Source organism: Thiocapsa sp. UBA6158 (assembly GCF_002423035.1).
GTDB lineage: Bacteria > Pseudomonadota > Gammaproteobacteria > Chromatiales > Chromatiaceae > Thiocapsa.
This window is the reverse complement of the sequence record NZ_DIUM01000104.1, coordinates 1-22,293: the sequence shown is the minus strand read 5'-3', so window position 1 is coordinate 22,293 and position 22,293 is coordinate 1. Positions and strand designations below refer to the sequence as shown.

Sequence of the window (22,293 nt, the reverse complement as noted above, 5' to 3'; positions counted from 1 at the left end):
GGACCAATCGATGATCAAGGCCTGATCCTTGCGCTCGGACTCGGTCTCGCGACCTTGATCCTCTACAAATCCCTGATGATCGTGGTGATTATCCTGCATCACAGCAACCTCCGTCTGCCCGAGGCTTGGGATCGGCGCCTGCGCATCCTGGTGGTTCCGCCGTCCATGCGCCGTGTCCATCACTCGGAGGTCGTTGTCGAGACCAACTCCAACTACGGGACCATCTTCTCTTTCTGGGACCGTCTCCTCGGGAGCTTCCGACTGCGCGACGACCTCCAGCGGATCCGCTTCGGGATCGGCTACTTCGAGGGCCCGCAGTGGCAGGCGCCGTTGCAGCTCCTGATGCTGCCGTTGCGGGAGAAGCCGCATGCCTGAGACAAGCCCCTTACGGCTGCTGTTCGTCTACAACGCCGACAGCGGACTCTTCAATACCCTGGCCGACATCGGGCACAAACTCTTCTCGCCCGAGACCTACGCCTGCCGGCTGTGCGCCATCACCTACGGCCTTCTAACCGAAAAGGCCGAATGGCGAGACTTCATCTCATCCATCGACGCGGAATGCGAGTTCCTGCACCGCGATGAGCTCCACCGCCGCGAACCGGGCCTCTCGGTCACCCTTCCGGCAGTGTTTCGCATGACGGATCAAGGGCCGAAGATCTGCTTGGACGCGGCGACCCTGAATGGCTGCTCGAGCATCGCTGATCTGAAGGCGTTGATGCGGAGCCGTTGCTTGTAAGAGGCGATGTTCGGTTGAGGATTGTGCGAGGCGGCATCGGAGTTGATCAGGTCTTCTCCCAGAGCTGTCTGAAGCGAACGCTTCCCCAAGGCCACTCTTCGGGCGACCCAACCGAACCCTTGGCTACGGGCTTTGCTTCGACATACTATTTGGCCGTCACGAAATGTCCGTCATTCCGAACACTGCCCTGCCCAGTTGTAAAGGTTTCCCAACCAGCGGCGATGCCACTTAAGCAGATCCGTAACGCTGATCCTTTGATCCACCCTGACACTCTCGATCACAGCGTCATAGAGCTGGCTCAGCAGAGCCAGCTCCACGCCGGCCATCTCCGCCGGGTCGGTAATGCCGAGAAGGTTGGTGAGCACACTTGCCTCGGACCCAGGCTCGAGCTTCGCCTGGCGACGACCAGTCGTGTCGTAACGGTCGTTCACTCAGTTGGAATCAGACGTCCGGATCGAGACCTCGCTGTCCGTGGGTTGGCCTGAGTAAAGAACGAGGCCGATGGAATGCTCATGCTCATCAGCTTAGGTGATTTCCGGGAAAGGAAGTACCGGCCTGTCAGTGCGAATAAATTCGCACCTACGCCCCTTCAGGTCTTCGGGGCATGCGCTGTCGGGAGCTTAGGTGATTTCCGGAACAGGAACGACCGGCGTGTAGGTGCGAATTTATTCGCACGCACAGCCCATCAGGTCTTCCGGACATGCGCAGTCGGGATGCTTTTCTCCGGAAATCACCATATGCACCTCAAGTGTTGTTTCCAAAACTATTTCGTCACGAACTTCTAGAATTGCCCACCTCGCCATCGGCCATCTATCCCACGATGCGACACTGCCGAACGGTTGTTCGCAAGGGCTGAAATAGACCCGTTGCAATCACTCTCGCTTCCGGCCGAACTTTCCGGTTTGCCCCATGACCGGTCAGTCGCGGCCGTTCAGTCTTGCGGTCCTAAAAGGTCGTTGTCGGCAAATCGCGGTAAAAGCTGCAGTCTCGCTGACTGTCTGCCCGTCGACACAAAGCAGGCACCCAAGCGCTTTATGCGGCATTGACGTATAATCCTGCCATGCCGACAGTTGTGGAAACGCCCTCCTTTACGCGCCTTTGGCCCGACTACTGGACGGAGGACGAGCGTGGCGAGTTCTGCGCCTGGATTGCGGGCAGCCCGCTTGCAGGTGATGTCGTTCCGCGGACTGGTGGTGTGCGCAAGGTCCGTTGGTTCCGGTCCGGTAGCGGAAAACAAGGCGGCGTTCGTGTCCGCTTTGGATGCCTTCCGGGTCGCTCGTGAGAATAGAGCGGCTGACCGGATCGGGTCCTGACCGGTCCGTCGGTCTCCGGACGGCGCTTGACCGGTATCAGGATCGTCCGGTCACTCGGGGTCTCCCGCGTCATCCTTTCGGTATCCTCCTGTGCAGCTCGACACCGGACAAGATCGCAGCGAGTCGAAGCCAAAGGTGGCAACCTGACGGAGGAAGATGTCGACTGCAAGTCGACTATCCCGCGGTTGGCGCTCTCGCGCCTCACCTGCGTGAACAGCAATGATGCTCAGGCCGACGCGACTCGGTTCAGCGAAACGATTTCGCGGGAGTAGGGGCATCCGGCTGAGCATTCTCAATCCGCTTCGGGGTGAGCCCAGTCGATTCGATCCTGCGATATTGCTTGGCCGACGATGTCATCGACGAGGTCTTTCAATCCTCGTGTGGATTCGACGATCGGGCGTCCCCTGAACGGAGGCGCTTCAGCGACATTGAGGAAACGTACGATCCCGGCCGGATATCCGCCTTCGGTTCCGGTGGTATAGAGTCCGACGAAGGCACAATCGCAACGGTGGGCATGGTGCGCAAGGGACGGATCGAGTCGGCCGGTGCGCTCTCTCAGCTTGACGACCGTGTGCGCAAACGACGACTTGCCCTTCGTCTTGTCGGTCGCCGCGGCCATCGGCAGGAAGAAGATCCCCGCCATCAAGGCACGCGGGAGATGCTCGTGTACCAAGCGGACCTCGTCGACCAGCTCGTATAAGCGACCGGTGAGGTTCTTGTCGTAGTTCCCGCTACCGCCGTCCGCGAAGTTCAAGCCCTTCAGCGATAGGCCGATCTCCAACCCGAGAAGCGGATCCGCGACGGTGACGTCGATCCGCTTCGAGGTGCCTGCACCCAACGGGGTCAAAGGTTCAGTGCCGGTCTTGAGATCCGCCGGACGAATCCGCTTCCCTCTGAAAATAGGGATCCGTCGAAGCTCATCGGCGATCGCGACGGCACATGCATTCGCCAAGCGTTCGCTCCATCCGCGCTTTTCGTTCTGACTGCCGGTCTCGGGGCGTGGGCCAGCATGTTCCAGTGCAAAAAGGAGACCCGGCTCAGGCTCGAGGTCAGTCCACAGCATGTTGAGTCCGTCCGGTATCGAGCCGACGCGATCGCGTGCTTTGCGATTCCTGCGACGCGTCACCGCGCATGAAGACGACATGCTCTTTGATGTCGGCGAGAAACGCGGGCAGAAACTTGAGCCGTGATCTCGATGCGCGCTCCAAGAAGCCGGAAGCCGCGCGATGCGAGAGCGGCGCCGACTCGCAGGGTGCGAGGAGATCGAGCAAATGCCGATAGTCGTGTCGCAACGGCCAAGCGCTCGCCTCGAAAACGCGAATCCGCCCGGCGTCGCCGTAGGCCGCGTCCGGCCAGCGATTCAGGCTCCGTACCTCGCGGTCCTGGGCGACCACGGAGCCGGGGGAGTAAAGCCGGTCGACCAGCCAGCGCGCGACACCCACGGTGACGGCGTTGCCGACGAGCTTCCAGCGTGGACCGTTCTTCCTGTTCGTCATGGCCGGGGCGGTCCAACCACGCTCGAATCCTTGTAGCGCCTCGGCGTCATCGATACCGGGTGTGACGAGCTTCGCCCCTGTCGGCGCGTTCGGGATCCAGATCGCGGGTGGAGAGGGAATCCCGACCGTCGATCCGCCCTTCATGGGAGGCACGGCGTCTTGCGCCCATCCGAGCCCGGTCAAGCCCTCGGTCCAATAGAAGCCGAAGGCATCTTCCCGGAACGTCGATGCGTCGGGTTCTTCGGCCTCGTCGGCAAAGAGGACCGTGCGCGGATCATGATGGCGGGAGGCCACTAAGATGACCCGGTGGCGCCTTTGCGGTACGCCCGTAAACCGTGAGTCGACCAAGCGATAGGCCCAGCGAAAGCCGAGTTGCTCAAGCTCCGCGACCAGATACGACATGGCGCGGCCACGATCCAGGACGAGCATGTTCCTGACGTTCTCGAGGACCAACCACTCGACGTCGTGATGCCGAAGCAAGCGGAAGACGTGGGCAACCAGTCCTGATGCCTCGCCCTTGATGCCCGCCGTTCGCCCGGCTTGTGAGAGGTCCGTGCAGGGGAAGCCGGCGGTGACCACGTCTACCCCTTGGGGCAGGCTATCGAGGTTACGGATATCCTCGATCAACGGCACACCGGGAAAACGCGCCGCGAGGACACTGCGCGAGGCGTCCCAGAAGTCGCAGAGCAGCGCGGTGTGTGCCCCCCGCGCCTGAAAGGGCAGCTCCAACCCGCCGATGCCGCTGAACAAACCGGCAACCTTCATGCGATATCCTCTGAAATGGCTTGGTCGATCGTTGCCGACGTTGGCCCATTATCGCCGCCACCGTCGTCGGCACAACCGACGCCGGTGGGACTCGAGGATGAATTCATCACTGGGCGGCGGGGTAGACAGGTGCAGGGTCGTCACCCTTGCGTCCGGAAACAGCGCTGCCAAGCGGCGCACCGGTCAGAGATGCCGGCGGTGTTGGGCACGCTGCGCTTTGCCCAACCTACGGATAGCGCCACTTCCGAAATCGACTCAATCCGTCCCCTGATAATACTTGGCCAGATCCGTCTCCTTCACGCGGGTGAGCATGTCGCGCGGGAACATGCTCATCAGCTCCCAGGCGAGGTTGAGTGTGGCCTCGATGGAGCGGTCTTCGGCCTCGCCTTGGCCGACGAAGCGTTCGTCGAAGGCGTCGGCGAAGGTGAGGTAACGGCGATCGCGCTCGGAGAGCTCGTCCGCACCGATGATGGAGGCGAGGTTGCGGGTCTCCTGCGCGCGGGCATAGAGGGCGTAGATCTGGCCGGCGACGCGGGGATGGTCTTCTCGGGTGTCGTCCTTGCCGATGCCGTCCTTCATCAGGCGCGAGAGGCTCGGCGAGATGTGCACGGGGGGATAGATGCCTTGGTTGTGCAGCTCGCGCGAGAGCACGATCTGGCCCTCGGTGATGTAGCCGGTAAGGTCCGGGATCGGGTGTGTGATGTCGTCCGAGGGCATGGAGACCACGGGCATCATGGTGATGGAGCCATGGCGGTTGTGGATGCGCCCGCAGCGCTCGTAGATCTCGGCCAGATCCGAATAGAGATAGCCGGGGTAGCCTTTGCGCGCCGGGACGTCGCCTTTGGCGGTGGCGACCTCGCGCAGGGCCTCGGCATAGTTGGTCATGTCGGTCAGGATCACCAGGACGTGCCGATCCAGATCGTAGGCCAGATACTCGGCCGCGGTCAGGGCGGTGCGGGGCAGGGTGAGGCGCTCCACCGGCGGGTCATCGGCGAGGTTGATGAACATCACCACGTTGCGCAGCACGCCGGAGCTGGCGAACTCGTCGCGGAAGAACTTCGCATCCGCATAGGACACGCCCATCGCCGCGAAGACGACCGAGAAGCTCGACTCCTGATCAACCAGCTTGGCCTGGCGTCCGATCTGGGCGGCGAGCCGATTGTGCGGCAGACCCGAGCCCGAGAAGATCGGCAGCTTCTGGCCGCGCACCAGGCTGTTCAGCCCGTCGATGGTGGAGATGCCGGTCTGGATGAACTCGCGCGGATAGGTGCGTGCGGCCGGGTTGATGGCCGATCCGCCGACCGGGCGACGGATGTTGGAGAGCACCGGCGGGCGACCGTCGCGCGGCTCGCCGAGCCCGTTGAACTCGCGTCCGAGGATCTCCGGGGAGAGTGCGATCTCGACCGGTTCGTCGAGGAAGCGCACCCAGGTGTTTTCCAGATCCAGATCGTCGGTGCCTTCGAACACCAGGATCAAGACCTCGTTGTCGGCGCTGCGGATGACTTGGCCGTTGCGGGTATTGCCCGCGTGGTCCTTGATCTGCACCCGGTCGCCAAAGGCGATTCCGGCGGTGTCTTTGACGACCAGCAGGCCGCCGCGGGCCTCGATCGCGGTGCGATACTCTTTGATGCTCATTGAACCGCGTCCGGCATGCTATGCGTTGTGTTCATGTTGATCCGATTTGGCGTATTCGATCCGCACCGACTCCATCGCATGATCGACCTCGGCGCGGAAGGCGAAGACCTGGTCGAGCTGCTCGCTGGAGTACATGGATTTGAGGCGTCGCATCTTGGCCATGAGCGGGAGATGCTGCAGCTCCGAGACCGGCACGCCGAGCTTGATCAGGGCCGCACCGCGCTTGTAGATGGTGATCGCCAAATCGAGCAGGGCGTATTGCTTTTGCGGCGAGCAGAAGGTGTCGATCTCGTCGAGCGCGCTTTGCTGGAGCACGCCTTCCTTGATCAAGGACGCGCCTTCCAGCTCCCAACGCTGCGCGTCCGAGAGCGCCTCGGGTCCGACCAGGTTGACGATGCGCGAGAGCTCGGCATCACGCGCCAGCAGGGCGAGTGCGGCGGTGCGACGCTTCTCCCAGTCCGGGTCGATCTCCTTGTGCCACCACTGCGCAGCGGTTTGCACGTGCTTGGAGAAGCTCGTCACCCAGTCGATCGAGGGATAGTGACGCGCGTCGGCCAGCTCTTTGGACAGTGCCCAGAAGGTCTCGATGATGTCCTTGGTGTGGCTGGTCACCGGCTCGGAGAAGTCGCCGCCCGGGGGCGAGACGGCGCCGATCAGGGTGACCGAGCCGGAGCCCGCAGCGTAGGTCTCCACACGTCCGGCGCGCTCGTAGACCGCGGCGAGGCGTGAGGCCAGGTAAGCCGGATAGCCTTCCTCGACCGGCATCTGACCGAGTCGCCCGGAGACCTCGCGCAGCGCCTCGGCCCAGCGGCTGGTGGAGTCCGCGAGCATGACCACGTCGTAGCCCATGTCGCGGTAATACTCGGCCATGGTGATGCCGACATAGACCGATGCCTCGCGTGCCACCACCGGCATGTTGGAGGTGTTGGCGACCAGCAAGGTGCGCTCCATCAGCTTGCGCCCGGTGTAGGGATCGTCCAGCTCGGGGAAGCTTTCCAGCACGTCGACCAGCTCGTTGCCGCGCTCCCCGCAACCGACATAGATGACGATGTCGGCGTTGGACCAGCGCGCGATCTGTTGCTGAACAACGGTCTTGCCGGCACCGAAGGGTCCGGGCACCGCACCTTTACCGCCCTTGAGCTGCGGGAAGAAGGTGTCGATGACCCGTTGTCCCGTAATCAGGGGCGAGATGCCGTCGTCGCGACGCAGATAAGGCCGCGGTTTGCGCACCGGCCAACGCTGATACATGCTTAGCCGATGGCTGATGCCGCGTGGATCGCGCACCCGCGCGATGGTCGACTCGATGTCGTACGCACCCGCCGGCGCCACTTCGAGAAGCTCGCCCTCGACACCCGGCGGAACCATGATCCGATGCAGGACAGTCGTGGTCTCCTGGACCACACCTAAGACGACACCGGGTCCGACCTTGCCGCCCGGGCTCAGCTCGCGATTGGGCTCGAACTCCCACTCGCGCGCTCGATCGAGCGCGGGCACCGAGATGCCGCGACGGATGTAGTCGCCCGACTCGAGAGCGATCTTCTCCAACGGGCGCTGCACGCCGTCGAAGATACCGCCCATCAGACCGGGACCGAGCTCCACCGAGAGCGGCCAGCCCAAGCCCTGTGCCGGCTCGCCGGGGCGTACCCCGTCGGTGGACTCGTAGGTCTGCACGACCGCAAGCTGACCTCGCAGCGAGATCACCTCGCCGAAGAGGCCGAGGTTGCCGATCTTCACCTGCTCGCCGCTGCGCACGCCCGGTAGCTCGACGGTCACGATGGGGCCGTTGATGTCTCGGATGACACCCGTTCTCTTGGTTTCGCTCATGGTCTCATCCGCTGAAGAGGTTGCCGGTGTCGAACCCGCTCGGCAACAGCCGTTCGAGGATGACCTGTTGCACGGCGGGGCGCAGACGCTCGAGCCGGCCCTCGTAGGTATTGTCGACACGGATGCGCCGGTCGCGGCTCGCGACGAGTACCCCGCCGAGCGTCTCGATCGGCTCCTTGGAGAGAGTCACGGTCTTGTGCCCGGGGAGGGTCTCCAGGATGGCATCCCAGCGCTCGGCCAGACGCTGCAGATCACGCGCATTGGCCGAGACGATCAAAGACTTTTCCTCGATCAGGTGCGCGGCGCGGATGATCAAGCTCTCCAGCCAGGGCTCGTAGCGCCCGAGATCGTCGCTGAACGCCTTCATGCGCCCGGCCAGTGCGCGCTCGACATCCTGGACCAGGTTCCAGCGCATGCGGTCCAGATGCGTCTGCATCTTCAGCTCGCTGGCCTGTACCTGTTGGCGGAAGGTCCGGTCCGCGAGCGTCTTGGCGATACTCTCTTCGCGGCTCTCGCGCATGCGCAGCCGCTCTGCGGCCTCGCGCAGGATGCTGTCGCGACTGCGGTTGGCGCGGTCGCGATACTCCCCGGCCAGCCGTTCCGCGCGGGCCAGAATGGCCTGCTCAAGCTCTTGTACCTGATTCACGATCGACCCTCTTTAAATCGCGTCCGGAGCGACAACCCTTGTTTCGGCGCTTGCCGTTGCCTTGTAGACACCAGGGCGACGGCTGAGACGCGATTTAAGTGTATGAATACTGTTTGATGACAACATAGCTCTTCATGGGCTCACCCGGTGATCTGCGAGACCCTGCGGCTCACGGCTGCGCTTTGGCGTTGACGACGGCATTGCCGAACAGGGCCGCGAGACGTCGTGCCACATCGCTTCCCAGCTGCGGCTGCTCGCCGAGCGGCGGCACTGCGATTACGACGATCCGCCCCCCCTCGCGACGCACCCGCTTGAGGCTCGGGATGTCCTGCGCCATGACGGCATCATCGACGACCACGAAGGCCCTCTCACGTCCGCGCAGCAGCTCCCGAATGGTCCGGTCGACGAGCTCGGGCTCCGGGTTGGGATGGGTTTCGAAGCCGATGAGGCGAAAGCCGTCGGCGAGCCGATCCTCGCCGAGGAACAGCATCCGCGTCGGTCGGCTATAGTCCTGTTCCGTGTCCACCACAAAGGCTCCCGAGCGGTTCGCCGATTACAGCTTGTTGATCAGCAGGATCGAGATGACCAGGCCATAGATGGCGATACCCTCGGCCAGGCCCAGATAGATGAGGGTGCGGCCGAGGTTCTCGGGCTTCTCGGTGATGGCGGCAAGCGAGGCGGCGCCGATCGGACCGACCGCAATGCCGGCGCCGATGGTGGAAATGGCGGTCGGGATGCCGGCGCCGATGATCGCCAGACCCATGCCGAGGGACATCTCGTTGACGGCCTCGACGGCGCCGACATCCACGTTGGCGAAGGCATCGTTGATGCCGAGCACCAGCAACCCGAGCTGAGCACCGACGAAGACGACCAGCTGGGTGCCCATCGCGGGCTTGTACCAGGGCCGGGCTCCGGCTGCGAGCCGGGGGCGAAGCTCGAGCGCGAGTCCGAGCAGGATGAGTCCGAGGATGGCAAAGGTCATGAGGGCGACGAGCCAGTACATTGAGTGCTCCGGTGTTTTGTTTCAGTTGTGGCGATAGGGTTTTTCCGCGACTCGTGGCCGGCGCGGAATCGATGCGTTTAGGCGTTTATGCGTTTGGTCCCTTTGGTAGAACGGCCGACTTGACAACTGCCGTCGGGATACAGAGCGTAATCACTCCTGAATCGAACATTACGCGTGCCTTAACGGGTCGCAGGCCGGGTCCCCGGGGGGCGATCAAGTCGATGTCCGCGTCGATGAGTCCCATGCCTCACTCCCGATGAACCAATACTCAGGCCGACCCGCGCCGGAATTTCAAGGGCGCAAACTCATGGCCGTTGCCCGAGAAATAACGCGAGAAACCCTCGTAATACTGCAGACGCATCACCTGAATCATCACGATACCCCCCTCGAGGACGATGACGAAGATGTTGCCGAGAATCAGGGTCACCACATGGCCGAAGGCGCCCATCATGCCCGCGAGCGTCATGATGGCGATCGAGAGTGCGACATGGTTCAGGCTGAAGGCCGCGACACGCAGAAACGACAAGGTGTTGGAGACATAGCCGATCAGGGTCTCCAGTGTCTCGATGAAGACGACCAGGATCTTCTCCCCGACCGCCCCGTCCTGATGTCGCCAACTGTGCGCTGCGAGTGCGAGGAGTGCACCGATCGCCAAGACCATCGGGAGGGTGCCGAAGGCGCCGGCTGCATCGACTTGGGCTCCGGGGACACCTTCGCCGGCCGTGGCGACGTTTACGGCGCCGCTGATCAGCGCCAGATAGAAGGTCAAATTGATGATGCCGTGATGCCCGAAGACGGCGCCTGACCAGTTGCGGATGACCAGCCGGTTGTAGATCGCCAGCAGACAGGCCATCGTCAGGAAGAGCACACCCCAGCCAAGTGCGATGCGCAGCATCAGAAGTGGGTCGCTGAGCGGACTCATCCAGAGCGCGGGGATCAGGTGCTCCTCGCCGAAGATGCTGCCGAAGAGCACGCCGAAGACCATCGAGGACAGGCCGGCCATCAATCCGAACGGCCAGAAGCGCCCGAGCTTCTTGCGCAGGAGCCAGGCGGCCAGCGCGATCACGGCGCCTTGGCCGATGTCGCCGAACATACTGCCGAACATCAAGATGAAGGTCACCGCGAAGAGTGGCGTGGGATCGACCTCGCCGTACTCGGGAACGCCGTATTGCTTCACCAGCATGGCGAAGGGCGAGAGGATCCAGCTCTTGGCCGGCACCGTCGGGACCAGCGCACGTTCCTCCGGCATCGGATTGCGCACGCTCATCTCGAAGGGATGGTTGAGCGACTCGCGCAGGCGCGCATCGAGCCGCGCCACCGAGCGTGCAGGAACCCAGCCGGCCAGATAAGCCAGGTAGCCGGCGCTGCGGATCGAAGGATCAAGCGAGACCAGCGGCTCGGCCAGCATGAGCGTGCGCCGCGCTTCCAACAAAGGCCCCGCAAAGGGATCGGCCCAACGCGCGAGTGTCTCGAGCAGGGCCTTGCGTTGAGCATCGATCGACGCGCGCTGGGCGTCGAGGTCGCGCTGCAGCTCGGCTGGATTACGGTCGAGCTCCTGCGGAATCGGCAGGTTCTGAAACCCTGCGGCGTCCAGCACGGCGGAGAGCTGACTTTCCTTCGTTCCGGCCGGGCCGACGATCACGACATGGGCGCTTTCGTCCTGCTGCATGTAGACATGCAGGATGTAGCCGGCCAGCCCGACGGCGCCTTCCAATTGGCGCAGATTCTCGCGCGGGACCAGACCGACGTAGAAGTCGAGGAAGCGCGTCTTGCTGCGCAGCATCCCCAGATCGATGTTGAGATGGGCGAAGTTCGCCAGTGCCGCCTGCTGCTCCTTCACCAGGCGCTCCTCGTCGTCGAGACGGCGCAGGTCTTCCTCGTAGGCGGAGCTCTCGTTCCAGACCTTGCCCAGCCACGCGTTCAAGGACTGCAGCTCGTTGAAATCAACGACGCGGACCTCCTCGATCTCGTGGGGTTGCGGCACCGGGATCAACTTGCCGATCTTCTCGAGACGGGCCGTGGCTTGAGTGAAGACCTCGCGATACTCGCGCCCGGGCAGACCGGCGAGCCTGGCCTCGGTCGGCGGGCGTGTATCCGGGTGAAAGCTCTCCATGTCCGCCAAGGCAAGCGATGCCTGTGGAAGATCCTCGGTGAGGACCAGGAGCCGGACATGCTTCATCGGTGTCGAGCGCAACATGCGTCAGCCCCTCTGCGTCGAATGGTGAGCCGGGGTACGCATCAGGCTGCCCGACTCCCGGACCAGGGGCATCCGGGCTCGGACAGCTCGACCGCGATCTCGATGGCGGCGGACGGGAGATTCAGGATCTGGCCTTGGGCCAGTGCGAACAGCAACAGAAGGTCGCGCTCGCGCAGGATCAGGTAGGCCAATGCACGCGCGACGCCCGATTGGGTGCGGTGCAGAACCCAATGCGCCTCTTGAGCTGCGTAGGCGCCGATGCGCTTCTGAACGTCGACGATGTTTTTACTGCCGGCGAGCAATCGGTCCAGCGGTGTGGGCAAGGCGGCGACGACGCCCTCGAAGGTCTCGACATTCACCAGCTGCAGCAGCCGCTCGCGCGTGAGCAGGCGCATCGAGGGGACCAGATGGTAGAAGGTCTCCGAGGCCGAGAGCTGGTAGGAGAACCGGAAGCGCAGGAGCCACATCAGATTGATGCGATCCAGCTCGGCGCCCATGAGGCGTTTCAGCGGATTCAGGTTCGCGTCGGTGAACGCCATGACCTGTCGCAACAGCCCGGCGTAGTAGCGTTGATCGATCGCCGCTTCCAAGGCAAAGGGCTCGCGCTGCTGCTCGTAGACCTCGCGCGCTTGGCGGGCTAAGGTGCGGTGTGTTCCCGCCTCCAGCTGGCGCAACAGCTCCAAGACGTTCTCGGCGCGAAAGAGTTCGGTGCTGACCTCCTCGGACAAGCGCATGTGCTCGGGCAGCACATAGAGGTTGTCCTGGATCTCCTTCTGATCGAGCTCGTAGAGCTTGCCGCGGATCAACGTCTTGAGATTGAAGAGCGCGTATTTGCGTCCCCAATCGAGCACCAGGGCGCGCTCGGCGGTGTTCATGGCCCGCACCAGGATGAGCAGCTCGGCGAGCAGAACCTGAATCAGGCTTTGCTCAACCGCCCGACTGCGCGCGCGCGTCGACTGCTGATCGTCGAGGATGGCGGTCAAACCAAAACGCTCCGCCAACGCCGCCAAGGGCAGGTGAGACAGTGCCGCGATCCCGCTCGGCTCGAATAGCTGCGTCGCCATGACGGTGACGCGCGTGTTGAGGTAGGCGTGGTCGGCAAGGATGGTCATGAAGGCACCGCGAGTGACCTGTCGTTCGAACGGCGCAGCGTTGAGGCGTGCATCCGGTCGTCAGCGATCGGGGTCGATCAGGACCTGAAAGGCGGCATCCAGCGCCTCGCCTTCGCGGCGCTCGGCCTGATCGCGGAGTTGGACGTGTCGCTCGTCGTAGCGACGCCGCAGCTCGGCGACGTTCTGCTCGGCGCGCTCCTCGGCCTTTGCGATGAAGCCACGGTGCAGATCCGGGATCCGCGCGGTGAAGCGATCGTTCTCGGACTTGGCATCGGCCATCGCCTTTTGGATGGTGCGCTCCTGCTCGGCCTCGGCCTGCTGAGCGATCTTCTCGGCGCGCATCTCGGCTTCGAGGAGGCGTTGGAGGGTGTCGTCCATCGTGATTTACCTGCTGGAACAACCTGAGATACGGGGCGATACATTAACCGAAGACCGGGCAAAAAGCGCGCGAGACGAGATCTTTCCAGCGCGCACTGCGTGTCTCCGCGACTCCTTGAGAGAGCTGCAGAGACTGAATCCATGCTGAGGCGCGACGTTAGGTGATTTCCGGCGAAGGAGCAATCGGCCTGTAGGTGCGAATCAATTCGCACTACAGCTTTTCGGGTCTTCCGGGCATGCGCAGTCGTTATGCTTGTTCCCGGTAGTCACCCTAAGCCGATAGCGACCACAGTCTGGCATAGGCAAGCAGGCAATCGGTCACGAAGCTGACACGGATCAAATCGAACGAGTGCCGCTTCGCTGCATCCTGTGGCATCTGAACTAGAATATCACCGTATTCTAACGAAACCGCTTCCCAAGTGGAATGCAGGGGCACGAGGGACGGATCGGCGCGGTCGAGGCCCAATGCCTCTGGTCCGAGCCATCTCCGGGGGCGCGGTCGAGGTGCGATGGAGCGAGACGCGGCGTGATCAAGCAGCCCTCCGATACGGACCTGGAACGGATCGATGCCGCGTTCAATCGGGCACTGGCCGCGGAGGCATCGGCGCGCGAATCGGTCGCGGCCTGTCGCGTCGAGGCCGATCGGCTCCTGGCCGATGCCGAAGACCATGCGCGTCGTCTCGTCCAGCGCACCGATCGACGCCTCCTCGCCGTTCAGCAGATTGCCGACGCCAGTCTCCAACGCGCCCTCTCCGAGCTCCTCGACCGGGTTGCCGAACCGCTCGGCGACGGCCTCGACACAGCCGCCGACGCCCGATTGAACGCCGCCATCGACACTCTTGCCGACGAGATGATCGGTGCCGGTGCCGATGCCGCGGTCGGGCCGTGGAATCGCGAGTGTGGTCCGTCATGAACGCCGCTCCACGCCTCGCCTATGCCCAAGCGCGCCTTCAAGCACGTCTGTCGCGGCTGCCCACGGCGGCGGATTGGCAGCGCTTGTCCGGCGCGCGCACCCTGGCGGCCTATTTGGAAGAGGCCCGCGTGAGCGGGCTGATCGATTGGGTCCGCTCCTTCTCCGGACTGAGTCAGGCCCATGAGCTGGATCGCGGTTGTCGCACCCTCGCGCTCGAGACGGCCGTGACCGTCGCCGATTGGTCGCCCGCGGGCTGGCAGGCGGCGATCGAGTGGGTCGCTTGGTTGCCCTGGCTGCCGCAGCTCGAGCATCTGGCGCGCGGCGAGACCTTGCCGGATTGGTCGGCCCTGGACGTGAGACTGCGTGGACTGATCGGCGAGGACGGCGCACTGGATCGGCCCGCCTGGGAGGCGAGCGGGCTTGCCGCGCTGTCGGCCGAGGCCGACGCGAGCGGTGCGTCGCCCGCTCTGGGCGAGCGCTGGCAAACGGCATGGCGCGAGCGCTGGCCGACCTGTCGAGGCCGCTGTCGGCGCGATCTGGACGGATTCTCCCGGCTGATCCAAGTCCATCTGGAACACTTTCGCGCCGCGCCGTCCGCCTCCGCCTGGGAGCTGCGCGAAACCTTGCGCGATCATCTGCGCGCCTATCTCCATCAACATCCGGTTCAGCCTGTCGCACTCTTCGCATACCTCGGGATCGTCTTCTTGGATCTCGAACGGCTGCGCGCAGCCTTGCTCAGCCGGGCGGTCTTCGACACGGAGCCTTCTGGTTTCTGATGTTGCGTCCTGCCTCCACGCGCTGGTTCGAGGTGCTGTGCCCACGGCGCGAAGCCGTGCGCACGGTGACCGAGCTCGCGCGCACCGGGGCGGTCGAGATCGAGATCCGCGATCGGGTCTGCGGGGATTCGCCGCTCGCGCATCTCTCCGAAGGCATCGGGGCCTACGAGGCGCTGAAGGCGCGCTACGGGCGCTATTGGGAGCGCGGACGGCTGCGGCGCAAGATGTTGGTCGAGTCGCCCGAGGCGGTCTTGGAGCGCGCGCTGGCGCGGGTCGGTGCGTGGCGGCGCGAGGCCGATCCGCTGATCGACATCCTCCAGTCCTGCGAGGAGGAGCTGACCCGCCTGAAGTGGTTGGCGCAGGTGATTGGCAAGATCATCGACAGTCCGCTCGACTTCGGCGCGGTGGCGCGCAGCGGGCCGGTTCTCGGAACCTTCTGCGCGGTCTTGCCGAGGGACGCCCGCCCGCAGTTGCCGGACTGGGTCATCCCGCGCCGGATCCCCTGGGGTGAGGAATACTGCGCCATGATTCTGGGCCCGCGCGATCGGCTCGACGCGGTCAAGCATCTGGTGCAGGCGGCCAAGGGGCGGGTCATCGAACGGCCGCCCTGGCTCAAAGGCGATGCGCGCGATTCGCTCGCCAGGATCGGTGTGCGGCGCGAGTTTCTCTCCACGCGTGTCGTCTATCTCAAGGCCGAGCTGGATACCCTGTTCGACGAATACGATCTCGGCGACACGCTCGGCGAGGTCGCCGGGCTGGCCTGGTTTGCCGGACATGTCGGGTGTCTGGAGCGTGCCGGCGACCATCTGGTCTGGGTCACGGGTTGGACCGACGATCTGGGCGGGGAGCGGCTCCGGGCGGCCCTCGAGTGCGGACGTACCCGCGCCTTGCTGCGCCTGACCAAGCCGCCGCCCGGCAAGCGTCCGCCGCAGATCCTCGACAATCCGCCCTGGATGCGCCCGTTCGAGCTGTTTGCGCGCGCCTTGGGCGTGCCGGGCTCGGACGAGGCGGATCCGACGCCGGTGCTGATCTTCGTCGTGCCCCTGCTGTTCGGCTACATGTTCGGCGACGTGGGGCAGGGCGCGGTGCTGGTCGGCGTCGGCCTCTGGCTGCAGCGACGCTGGCCGGAGGCACGCTTGATGGTGCTCGGCGGCGCCTCGGCGATGGTCTTCGGGGTTCTGTTCGGGAGCCTCTTCGGTCGCGAGGACATCATTCCCGCGCTCTGGATGCATCCGCTGCACGATCCCTTGACCTTGCTCGGCGTTCCGCTGGCCTTTGCCGTCGCCTTGTTGAGTCTCGGGCATCTCCTCTCGGGTTCGAGCGCACTCTGGCGCGGCGAGCTGCGGCGCTGGCTGATGCAGGATCTGGGCTTTCTTGTTCTCTACCTGGGGTTGATCGCGACGGTGCTGCGCCCCGGCCTCGGCTGGGTGGCGATGCTCGGTCTCGCGTGGTACCTGATCGGTGCCTTCGTGGTCCACCGTGCCCTGCTCGGCGGGCTTGCCGCCATCGGCCACCTCTTGGAGTCGGGCGTCCAAATCCTGGTCAATACACTCTCGTTCGCGCGTGTCGGCGCCTTTGCGTTGGCGCATTCGGCACTCTCGGTCGCCGTGGTCACCATGGCTGATGCGGTGCCGCTCTGGGCCGGGATCCTCATCATGATCCTGGGCAATGTCCTGATCATCCTTTTGGAAGGGCTGGTGGTCTCGATTCAGACCACCCGGCTCGTGCTGTTCGAGTTCTTCAACCGCTTCCTGCAAGGCACCGGGAGGGTCTTCCGGCCACTCCCGGCGCCGCCGCCCATTGTGCGGGAGGCCGTGCAGGGTGCGGTGTGAGCGGACCCGGGTCCGTCGGCGGTTCAACGCGTGTTAAACCGCGTCCAGTGCGAGAGGCTTATAGTCGAGTGAGTTCGATGTTTGGTGCAGCCACTGCCCTTCGCGGGGACGCGGTTTAAATTGATCTATTTTTTAATAGTTTAAACCGCGCAGGCTCCAACGGCCGTCGAGTCTGCCGGGGCTGATCGTATCCCAAAACATCACATACCGCGCCGGGCGCGGTTTAAAAGGAGTGGAGCCATGAATCGACAAATCCTGTTCGCCGGTGTGATGGTGCTGGGTGTTGCACTGCTCGCCGGAATCTCCAGCCTGCTGTTCTGGCAGTCGGGTGCGATCGCCTCCTCCGAGGTCGTCGCCCTCGAGGTGATGCCGGTCCATCCGGACGTGCTGCGTTGGGGGTATCTGGCGGCGGCGCTCGCGACCATCGTGGGCTCGGTCGCGGCGGCCTATGCGGTCGCGACCGTCGGTGCGGCGGCCGTCGGTGCCTTGGCCGAGAAACCCGAGCTGTTCGGGCGGATGGTCATCCTGGTCGGGCTCGCGGAAGGCATCGCCATCTATGGCCTCATCATCTCGGTGTTGATCCTCAACCGGCTTGGTTGAGGGGCGCATCGTTATGGCCGCCTGCGCCTTTCTGGGCGACGAGGTCAGCGGGCTCGGCTTCCGGCTCGCGGGGGTCGAGGTCTATTGCCCCGATTCGCAGGAGGGACGTGCGCTCTTTCTGCGCCTGCGCGAGGAGGCCCGCGTGATTGTCATGACCGCCGAGATTGCGGCCGCATTGTCGCCCGATCTGTTGCGAGACGCGGAGTTGGCGATCTGGCCGCTGGTCCTGGTGATCCCGGACGTGCGCAACCGGGTTGCCGCACCGGATCTCGTCGCCGACGTGCGGCGCCGTTTGGGGATGGCCGAATGAAGCTCGAGGAGCGCGAACGTGGGCTGCTGACCCTGATCCAGGAGTATCGGGACGCGGAGTGCCGTACGCTCGTGGAGGCGGCGCGGGCCGAGGCGAAGACCTTGCTCGCCGATGCCTATCGTCGCGCACGCACGCAACTGCATGAACGCGTGGTCTCGGAACGGGCGAACGCGCGGTCCCGGCTCCACGCCGCACGCGCCGAGCACGACACCCGTCTGCGCGCGAGCGGAGATCGGGCCAACGCGCAACTCCTGGAGCTGGCGTGGCCGCGTCTGCGCGAGGCGCTGAGCCGGCGCTGGGCGTATGCAGAGACGCGCGCCATCTGGGCGAGGCATGCCATCGCCCAAGCACGACAACGGCTCCCGCTCGGGCTTTGGACGGTGCGCCATCCGCCCGCGTGGTCCGCGGTCGAATGGGGACCGTTCGAGACCGAGCTGACCCGGGCGCTGGGTCAAGCGCCGCATTTTCGGGCCGACGGCGCCGTGTCCGCCGGCCTCGTCATCGAAGCGCAGGGTGCGGTCCTGGATGCGAGCCTCGAGGGTCTGCTGCGTGACCGCCGACGTTTGGAGGCGCGCCTGTTGGCGGTATTGGCACGGCATCCGACGGATGCGGGGGTCCAGACATGAGCACCGCGGAAACCACCTGGATCAGCGGCCCCGTCCTGCGGGCACGCCCCGACGGAGCCTTTCGTCTGCGCGAGTCGGTCACCGTCGGGGATCAGGCGCTGCTCGGCGAGGTGATCCGTATCGCCCGCGACGAGATCACTGTCCAGCTCTACGAGGACACCAGCGGACTGCGCCCCGGGATCGAGGTCACGGGCTCCGGTCGGCTCCTGTCGATCCGTCTCGGGCCGGCGATCCTGGCCGGGATCTTCGACGGATTGCTGCGTCCCATCGCGGATATCGCCGATCCCTACGTCAAGCCGGGGATGCAGGTGCAGGCCGCACGGCGGTTCCACTTCACGCCTAGCGTATGCGTCGGTGATCCCCTCATGCCGGGTGCGGCGATCGGCGAGGTCGCGAACGGGACCGGCATCGCTCAGCGTTGCCTGGTGCCCGCAGATCTGCCGGGCGGGCGCGTCACCGCCATCGCCGACGCCGGCGAGTACCCGGACGACCAGCCGATCTGCTGGATCGACGCCGCCGACGGCCGACACCTTGCGGTCGCCATGACCCATGCCTGGCCGGTGCGTGTGCCGCGACCCGTGCAGGCCCGTCTGCCTTCGGACGAGCCCATGTTGACCGGGCAGCGTGTCATCGACTGTCTCTTCCCGGTCGCGCGCGGCGGCACCGGGGCCATTCCGGGCGGTTTCGGCACCGGCAAGACGGTCTTGCTCGAGACCGTCGGCAAGTGGTGCAACGCCGACGTCATCGTCTATGTCGGCTGCGGCGAGCGCGGCAACGAGATGGCCGGCTTGCTCGCCGAGTTCAGCGAGCTGGAAGACCCGCGCAGCGGACGTCCCTTGCTCGAGCGCACCGTCGTGATCGCCAACACCTCGAACATGCCGGTTTCGGCACGCGAGGCCAGCATCTACACCGGCATCACGGTGGCGGAGTATTTTCGCGATCAGGGCATGAACGTCACCCTGATGGCGGATTCCACCAGCCGCTGGGCCGAGGCCCTGCGCGAGGTCTCCGGCCGGCTCGGCGAGCTGCCCGGCGAGGCCGGCTACCCGGCCTATCTGAGCAGTCGCTTGGCCGATTTCTACGAGCGCGCCGCACGGGTGCGCACGCTCGGCGGGGAGACCGGATCAGTCACGCTGCTCGGTGCGGTCAGCCCGCCTTCGGGCGACTTCTCCGAGCCCGTGACCACGCACACCCGACGCTACGTCGGCTCGCTCTGGGGCCTCGATGCCAAACGGGCGCAGGCGCGCTTCTATCCGGCCATCCACCCACTGCAGTCCTACAGTCTGGTCGCCGGAAACCTCGCGCGCTGGTGGCACAACACCGGATGTACGCGCTGGCAGGAGCTGCGTCGGCGCTTCTTGACCCTCTTGGAAGACGAGGCCCGCCTGGAGCGCATGGCCCGCATCATCGGGCGCGACGCCATGCCCGCGCGCCAGCGGCTCGTGCTCATTTGCGCCCAGCTGATCAACGAGTGCTTCCTGCGCCAGTCCGCCTATTCGATGAACGACCGCTATGCCAGTCCGTCGCGCCAAGCCGTCATGATGCGCCTGATCGGCAGCTTCATCGAAGGCTCCGAGCGCTTGCTCGACGCCGGCGTCGCCCCCGAGGCGATCCGCGACCAACCCGTCTTCCGTCGCCTCATGCGCATGGGCGAGGAGATCGAAGAGGGCGACTGGGAAGCCTTCTCCGCCCTCGATCAGGAGCTGACCGCAACGATCCGACGGTTGCTCAACGAGGCGCGGGAAGGGGGAGAGGAATAGCTTCGGGTCGCCAGCCGCCAGCCGCCAGCCGCCAGCCGCCAGCGAATGGGTGAAGGAGGGAAGCAGGAGGCAGGAGGCAGGAGGCAGGAAACTCCCGCGCCCACCGCACGCAAGCAGGTACGCCAATGACATACGCCAGACTCGTCGGAGAAGAGATCGCCAACCGTGCCGAGGGCCCGCTGCTGTTCTTGAGCCGCAGCCTCGACGTCGGTCTGAACGAGGCGGTGGAAGTGGAGGGCGCAGACGGCTCGGTGCGTCTCGGGCGTATCGCCGCCTTGGACGAGGACTCCATCACGGTGGAGATGCTCGACGACACCGCCGGACTCACCCTGCAGGGCACGCGCGTGCGCTTCTTCGGCGAGCCGTTGCGTTTCCATGTCGGTCCGGGGCTGCTCGGGCGGGTCTTCAACGGCATCGGCAAACCGCTCGACGGCGGACCGCCGCTTGCGGCCGAGCACGCCTATCGGGTCGATGGTCTACCGATCAAGCCCACCGCCCGCGAGGCGCCGAGCGAATTCCTCGAGACCGGTTTCACATCGATCGATCTCATGAACAGCCTGGTGCGCGGCCAGAAGCTACCGCTCTTCTCGGGCGGCGGGCTCCCCCATGACCGCATCGCGGTGGATATCGCCTGCAACGCGCGCCTGCCGGGCGATACGCAAGAGGCGGAAGGGTTCGCCATCGTTTTCGCCGGCATCGGCATCCCGCACGACAGCGCCGAGTTCTTTCGCGAGGAGATGGAGAAGAGCGGGGCGCTCGCCCGCACCGTGCTCTTTCTCAACCTGGCCAGCGATTCGAGCGCGCAGCGACTGCTCGCCCCCCGCTTCGCCTTGACCGCCGCGGAGTACCTCGCCTTCATCGAAGGCATGCATGTCCTGGTGATCCTGACCGATCTCACCAACTACTGCGAGGCCCTGCGCGAGGTCTCGGCGAGCCGCGGCGAGGTCCCCAGTCGCAAGGGCTATCCGGGTTACATGTACTCGGACCTGGCAACCCTCTACGAGCGCGCCGGTCGCATCCGCGGGAAACCGGGCTCGGTCACGCAGATCCCCATCCTGACCATGCCGAACGACGACATTACCCACCCCATCCCGGATCTCACCGGCTACATCACAGAGGGTCAGATCGTGCTCGATCGGGATCTGCACAGGCGCGACATCTATCCGCCGATCCGCCTGTTGCCGAGTCTCTCGCGTCTGATGAAGGACGGCATCGGCAAAGGACGCACCCATGCCGATCATCCGGCACTCGCCGCCCAGCTTTACGCCAGTTACAGCCAAGCCCAGCAGACACGGGTGCTGGCCGGCGTGGTCGGGGAGGACGGTCTCTCCGACGACGACCGCAAGCTGCTCCTCTTCGGCGACGACTTCGAGCAGAAGCTGATCCATCAGGGCGTCGATGCCCGGGCCCTGGAGGAGAGCATGGCCGCCGGCTGGTCCGCCCTGCGCGGCTTACCGGCCGGCGAGTTGCATCGGCTCGACGACCGTCAGATCCGCGAGCATCTGCTCGATCGAGCCACGCGGCGAGAACCCGTCTCATGACCGAGCACGCCATCGTTCCGACGCACAGCGCCTTCCTCGAGCTCAAGGAAGAGCGCTCGGGCATGCGGGAAGGTTATCGATTCCTCGACGAGAAACGGCTCATTCTCGCCGCCGAGATCCTCGCCGAGCTCGGCCGCTACGAGCATGAGCTGACCGCCTTTCAAGCCGACTACAGCAAGGCCGTCGATGCACTCCAGGGCGCCGTCGCCCGACACGGCCTGGAAGGACTCGCCGTCCACCCGCCGGCACCGTCGCTGGACACCGATTGTCGGCTCACGCCGAGGCGCGTACTCGGCGTGACCCTGCAGGATCTGGTCGAAAACGACAGGCAGCCACAATCACCACCGCCGAGCGTCGCCGACAGCCCGGAGGCCGACAGCACCCGCCGAGCCTTCCAGGCCCTGATCCCGCGCATCGCCCGTCTCGCCGCCATGGTCGGCAATCTCCAACGTCTGCGCGCCGATTACGCCCGCACCGCCCGCCGTGCCCGGGCACTCGAGGATGTTCTCCTCCCCGAGATCGACGAAACCCTGCGAGCCGTGGAGTCCGCACTCGAAGAACTCGAGCGCGAAGAGGTCGTTCGCGCACGACAAGTCCGCAGCTGACAATTCAGTTTCGAAACGCCCTCGATCCTCCTTATCGGCATTCTTGACTCGCTTCAGACCATGAGCGGGCGGGGTCAGCTCCTGACTTCTGCCTCGCCAGCACGCTCGCGCTCGTGTGCATCGCAAGTCGCAGTGCTCTAGCCGTCACCCCGACCCTGCTTGGAAATGTCACGGTGGTGCAAGGCACCAGCGATGAGGCCAAGGGGCTGTTGGCGCATGCGAGCG

The 22,293-nt window shown here is 64.9% G+C and carries 22 protein-coding genes; 11 read left to right on the top strand and 11 right to left on the bottom strand.

Annotation, left to right across the window (positions count from 1 at the left end; all coding sequences use genetic code 11):
- Positions 1 to 375, top strand: a 375-nt coding sequence (locus B4N44_RS14105; RefSeq protein ID WP_296701973.1) for a sterol desaturase family protein, incomplete at its 5' end; no start/stop codon positions are given.
- On the top strand, positions 368 to 736 hold the full coding sequence (locus B4N44_RS14100; RefSeq protein WP_296701970.1) for a hypothetical protein: 369 nt from the start codon (positions 368 to 370) through the stop codon (positions 734 to 736). The genes B4N44_RS14105 and B4N44_RS14100, both read left to right, overlap by 8 nt.
- A 170-nt stretch (positions 737 to 906) precedes the next feature.
- On the opposite strand, the gene B4N44_RS14095 is transcribed toward B4N44_RS14100, so the two are convergent.
- From B4N44_RS14095 to B4N44_RS14045, 11 genes are all read right to left on the bottom strand, one after another.
- Complete coding sequence (locus B4N44_RS14095) at positions 907 to 1,167, bottom strand: hypothetical protein (RefSeq protein ID WP_296701968.1); 261 nt, start codon at positions 1,165 to 1,167, stop codon at positions 907 to 909.
- Positions 1,168 to 2,341: 1,174 nt separating this feature from the next.
- Positions 2,342 to 3,112, bottom strand: coding sequence for a hypothetical protein (locus B4N44_RS14090; protein ID WP_296701965.1), 771 nt, complete (start codon positions 3,110 to 3,112; stop codon positions 2,342 to 2,344).
- Positions 3,099 to 4,310 carry a DNA cytosine methyltransferase gene (locus tag B4N44_RS14085; protein ID WP_296701962.1) on the bottom strand — a complete coding sequence of 404 codons (1,212 nt, stop codon included), beginning with the start codon at positions 4,308 to 4,310 and terminating at the stop codon, positions 3,099 to 3,101. Before B4N44_RS14085 ends, B4N44_RS14090 begins: the two co-directional genes overlap by 14 nt.
- A 255-nt stretch (positions 4,311 to 4,565) precedes the next feature.
- Entirely contained in the window at positions 4,566 to 5,945 is a 1,380-nt protein-coding gene (locus tag B4N44_RS14080) for a V-type ATP synthase subunit B (RefSeq protein ID WP_296701958.1), read from the bottom strand.
- A gap of 18 nt (positions 5,946 to 5,963) precedes the next feature.
- The gene (locus B4N44_RS14075) at positions 5,964 to 7,769 is read right to left on the bottom strand and encodes a V-type ATP synthase subunit A (protein ID WP_296701955.1); all 1,806 of its coding nucleotides are present in this window, start codon (positions 7,767 to 7,769) and stop codon (positions 5,964 to 5,966) included.
- A gap of 4 nt (positions 7,770 to 7,773) precedes the next feature.
- Positions 7,774 to 8,415: a V-type ATP synthase subunit E gene (locus B4N44_RS14070; protein WP_296701952.1), complete on the bottom strand. Its 642-nt coding sequence runs from the start codon at positions 8,413 to 8,415 to the stop codon at positions 7,774 to 7,776.
- Positions 8,416 to 8,584: 169 nt separating this feature from the next.
- Positions 8,585 to 8,905 carry a V-type ATP synthase subunit F gene (locus B4N44_RS14065; RefSeq protein WP_296701975.1) on the bottom strand — a complete coding sequence of 107 codons (321 nt, stop codon included), beginning with the start codon at positions 8,903 to 8,905 and terminating at the stop codon, positions 8,585 to 8,587.
- Positions 8,906 to 8,968: 63 nt separating this feature from the next.
- Positions 8,969 to 9,418: an ATP synthase subunit C gene (locus tag B4N44_RS14060; RefSeq protein WP_296701949.1), complete on the bottom strand. Its 450-nt coding sequence runs from the start codon at positions 9,416 to 9,418 to the stop codon at positions 8,969 to 8,971.
- Between the two features lie 268 nt (positions 9,419 to 9,686).
- On the bottom strand, positions 9,687 to 11,615 hold the full coding sequence (locus B4N44_RS14055) for a V-type ATP synthase subunit I (protein WP_296701947.1): 1,929 nt from the start codon (positions 11,613 to 11,615) through the stop codon (positions 9,687 to 9,689).
- A gap of 41 nt (positions 11,616 to 11,656) precedes the next feature.
- Entirely contained in the window at positions 11,657 to 12,727 is a 1,071-nt protein-coding gene (locus B4N44_RS14050) for a V0D/AC39 family V-type ATPase subunit (RefSeq protein ID WP_296701943.1), read from the bottom strand.
- A gap of 60 nt (positions 12,728 to 12,787) precedes the next feature.
- Positions 12,788 to 13,105 carry an ATPase gene (locus B4N44_RS14045; RefSeq protein WP_093191204.1) on the bottom strand — a complete coding sequence of 106 codons (318 nt, stop codon included), beginning with the start codon at positions 13,103 to 13,105 and terminating at the stop codon, positions 12,788 to 12,790.
- A gap of 526 nt (positions 13,106 to 13,631) precedes the next feature.
- Between B4N44_RS14045 and B4N44_RS14040 the strand changes: the two genes are divergently transcribed.
- The 9 genes from B4N44_RS14040 to B4N44_RS14000 all read left to right on the top strand — a co-directional run bounded on the left by B4N44_RS14040 (position 13,632) and on the right by B4N44_RS14000 (position 22,068).
- Complete coding sequence (locus B4N44_RS14040; RefSeq protein ID WP_296701935.1) at positions 13,632 to 14,018, top strand: hypothetical protein; 387 nt, start codon at positions 13,632 to 13,634, stop codon at positions 14,016 to 14,018.
- Positions 14,015 to 14,794, top strand: coding sequence for a hypothetical protein (locus tag B4N44_RS14035; protein WP_296701930.1), 780 nt, complete (start codon positions 14,015 to 14,017; stop codon positions 14,792 to 14,794). Before B4N44_RS14040 ends, B4N44_RS14035 begins: the two co-directional genes overlap by 4 nt.
- The gene (locus B4N44_RS14030) at positions 14,794 to 16,626 is read left to right on the top strand and encodes a V-type ATP synthase subunit I (RefSeq protein ID WP_296701928.1); all 1,833 of its coding nucleotides are present in this window, start codon (positions 14,794 to 14,796) and stop codon (positions 16,624 to 16,626) included. The genes B4N44_RS14035 and B4N44_RS14030 overlap by 1 nt, the downstream gene beginning before the upstream one ends.
- A 240-nt stretch (positions 16,627 to 16,866) precedes the next feature.
- Positions 16,867 to 17,226 carry an ATP synthase subunit C gene (locus B4N44_RS14025; protein WP_296701926.1) on the top strand — a complete coding sequence of 120 codons (360 nt, stop codon included), beginning with the start codon at positions 16,867 to 16,869 and terminating at the stop codon, positions 17,224 to 17,226.
- Positions 17,227 to 17,239: 13 nt separating this feature from the next.
- A complete protein-coding gene (locus B4N44_RS14020; protein WP_296701923.1) occupies positions 17,240 to 17,536 on the top strand; it encodes a V-type ATP synthase subunit F in 297 nt (98 codons plus the stop codon).
- Positions 17,533 to 18,162: a hypothetical protein gene (locus B4N44_RS14015; RefSeq protein WP_296701920.1), complete on the top strand. Its 630-nt coding sequence runs from the start codon at positions 17,533 to 17,535 to the stop codon at positions 18,160 to 18,162. The genes B4N44_RS14020 and B4N44_RS14015 overlap by 4 nt, the downstream gene beginning before the upstream one ends.
- Positions 18,159 to 19,922, top strand: coding sequence for a V-type ATP synthase subunit A (locus tag B4N44_RS14010; protein ID WP_296701918.1), 1,764 nt, complete (start codon positions 18,159 to 18,161; stop codon positions 19,920 to 19,922). The genes B4N44_RS14015 and B4N44_RS14010 overlap by 4 nt, the downstream gene beginning before the upstream one ends.
- 125 nt (positions 19,923 to 20,047) lie before the next feature.
- Positions 20,048 to 21,463 carry a V-type ATP synthase subunit B gene (locus tag B4N44_RS14005; RefSeq protein ID WP_296701915.1) on the top strand — a complete coding sequence of 472 codons (1,416 nt, stop codon included), beginning with the start codon at positions 20,048 to 20,050 and terminating at the stop codon, positions 21,461 to 21,463.
- Positions 21,460 to 22,068, top strand: coding sequence for a V-type ATP synthase subunit D (locus B4N44_RS14000; protein ID WP_296701913.1), 609 nt, complete (start codon positions 21,460 to 21,462; stop codon positions 22,066 to 22,068). The genes B4N44_RS14005 and B4N44_RS14000 overlap by 4 nt, the downstream gene beginning before the upstream one ends.
- Positions 22,069 to 22,293: the final 225 nt, after the last annotated feature.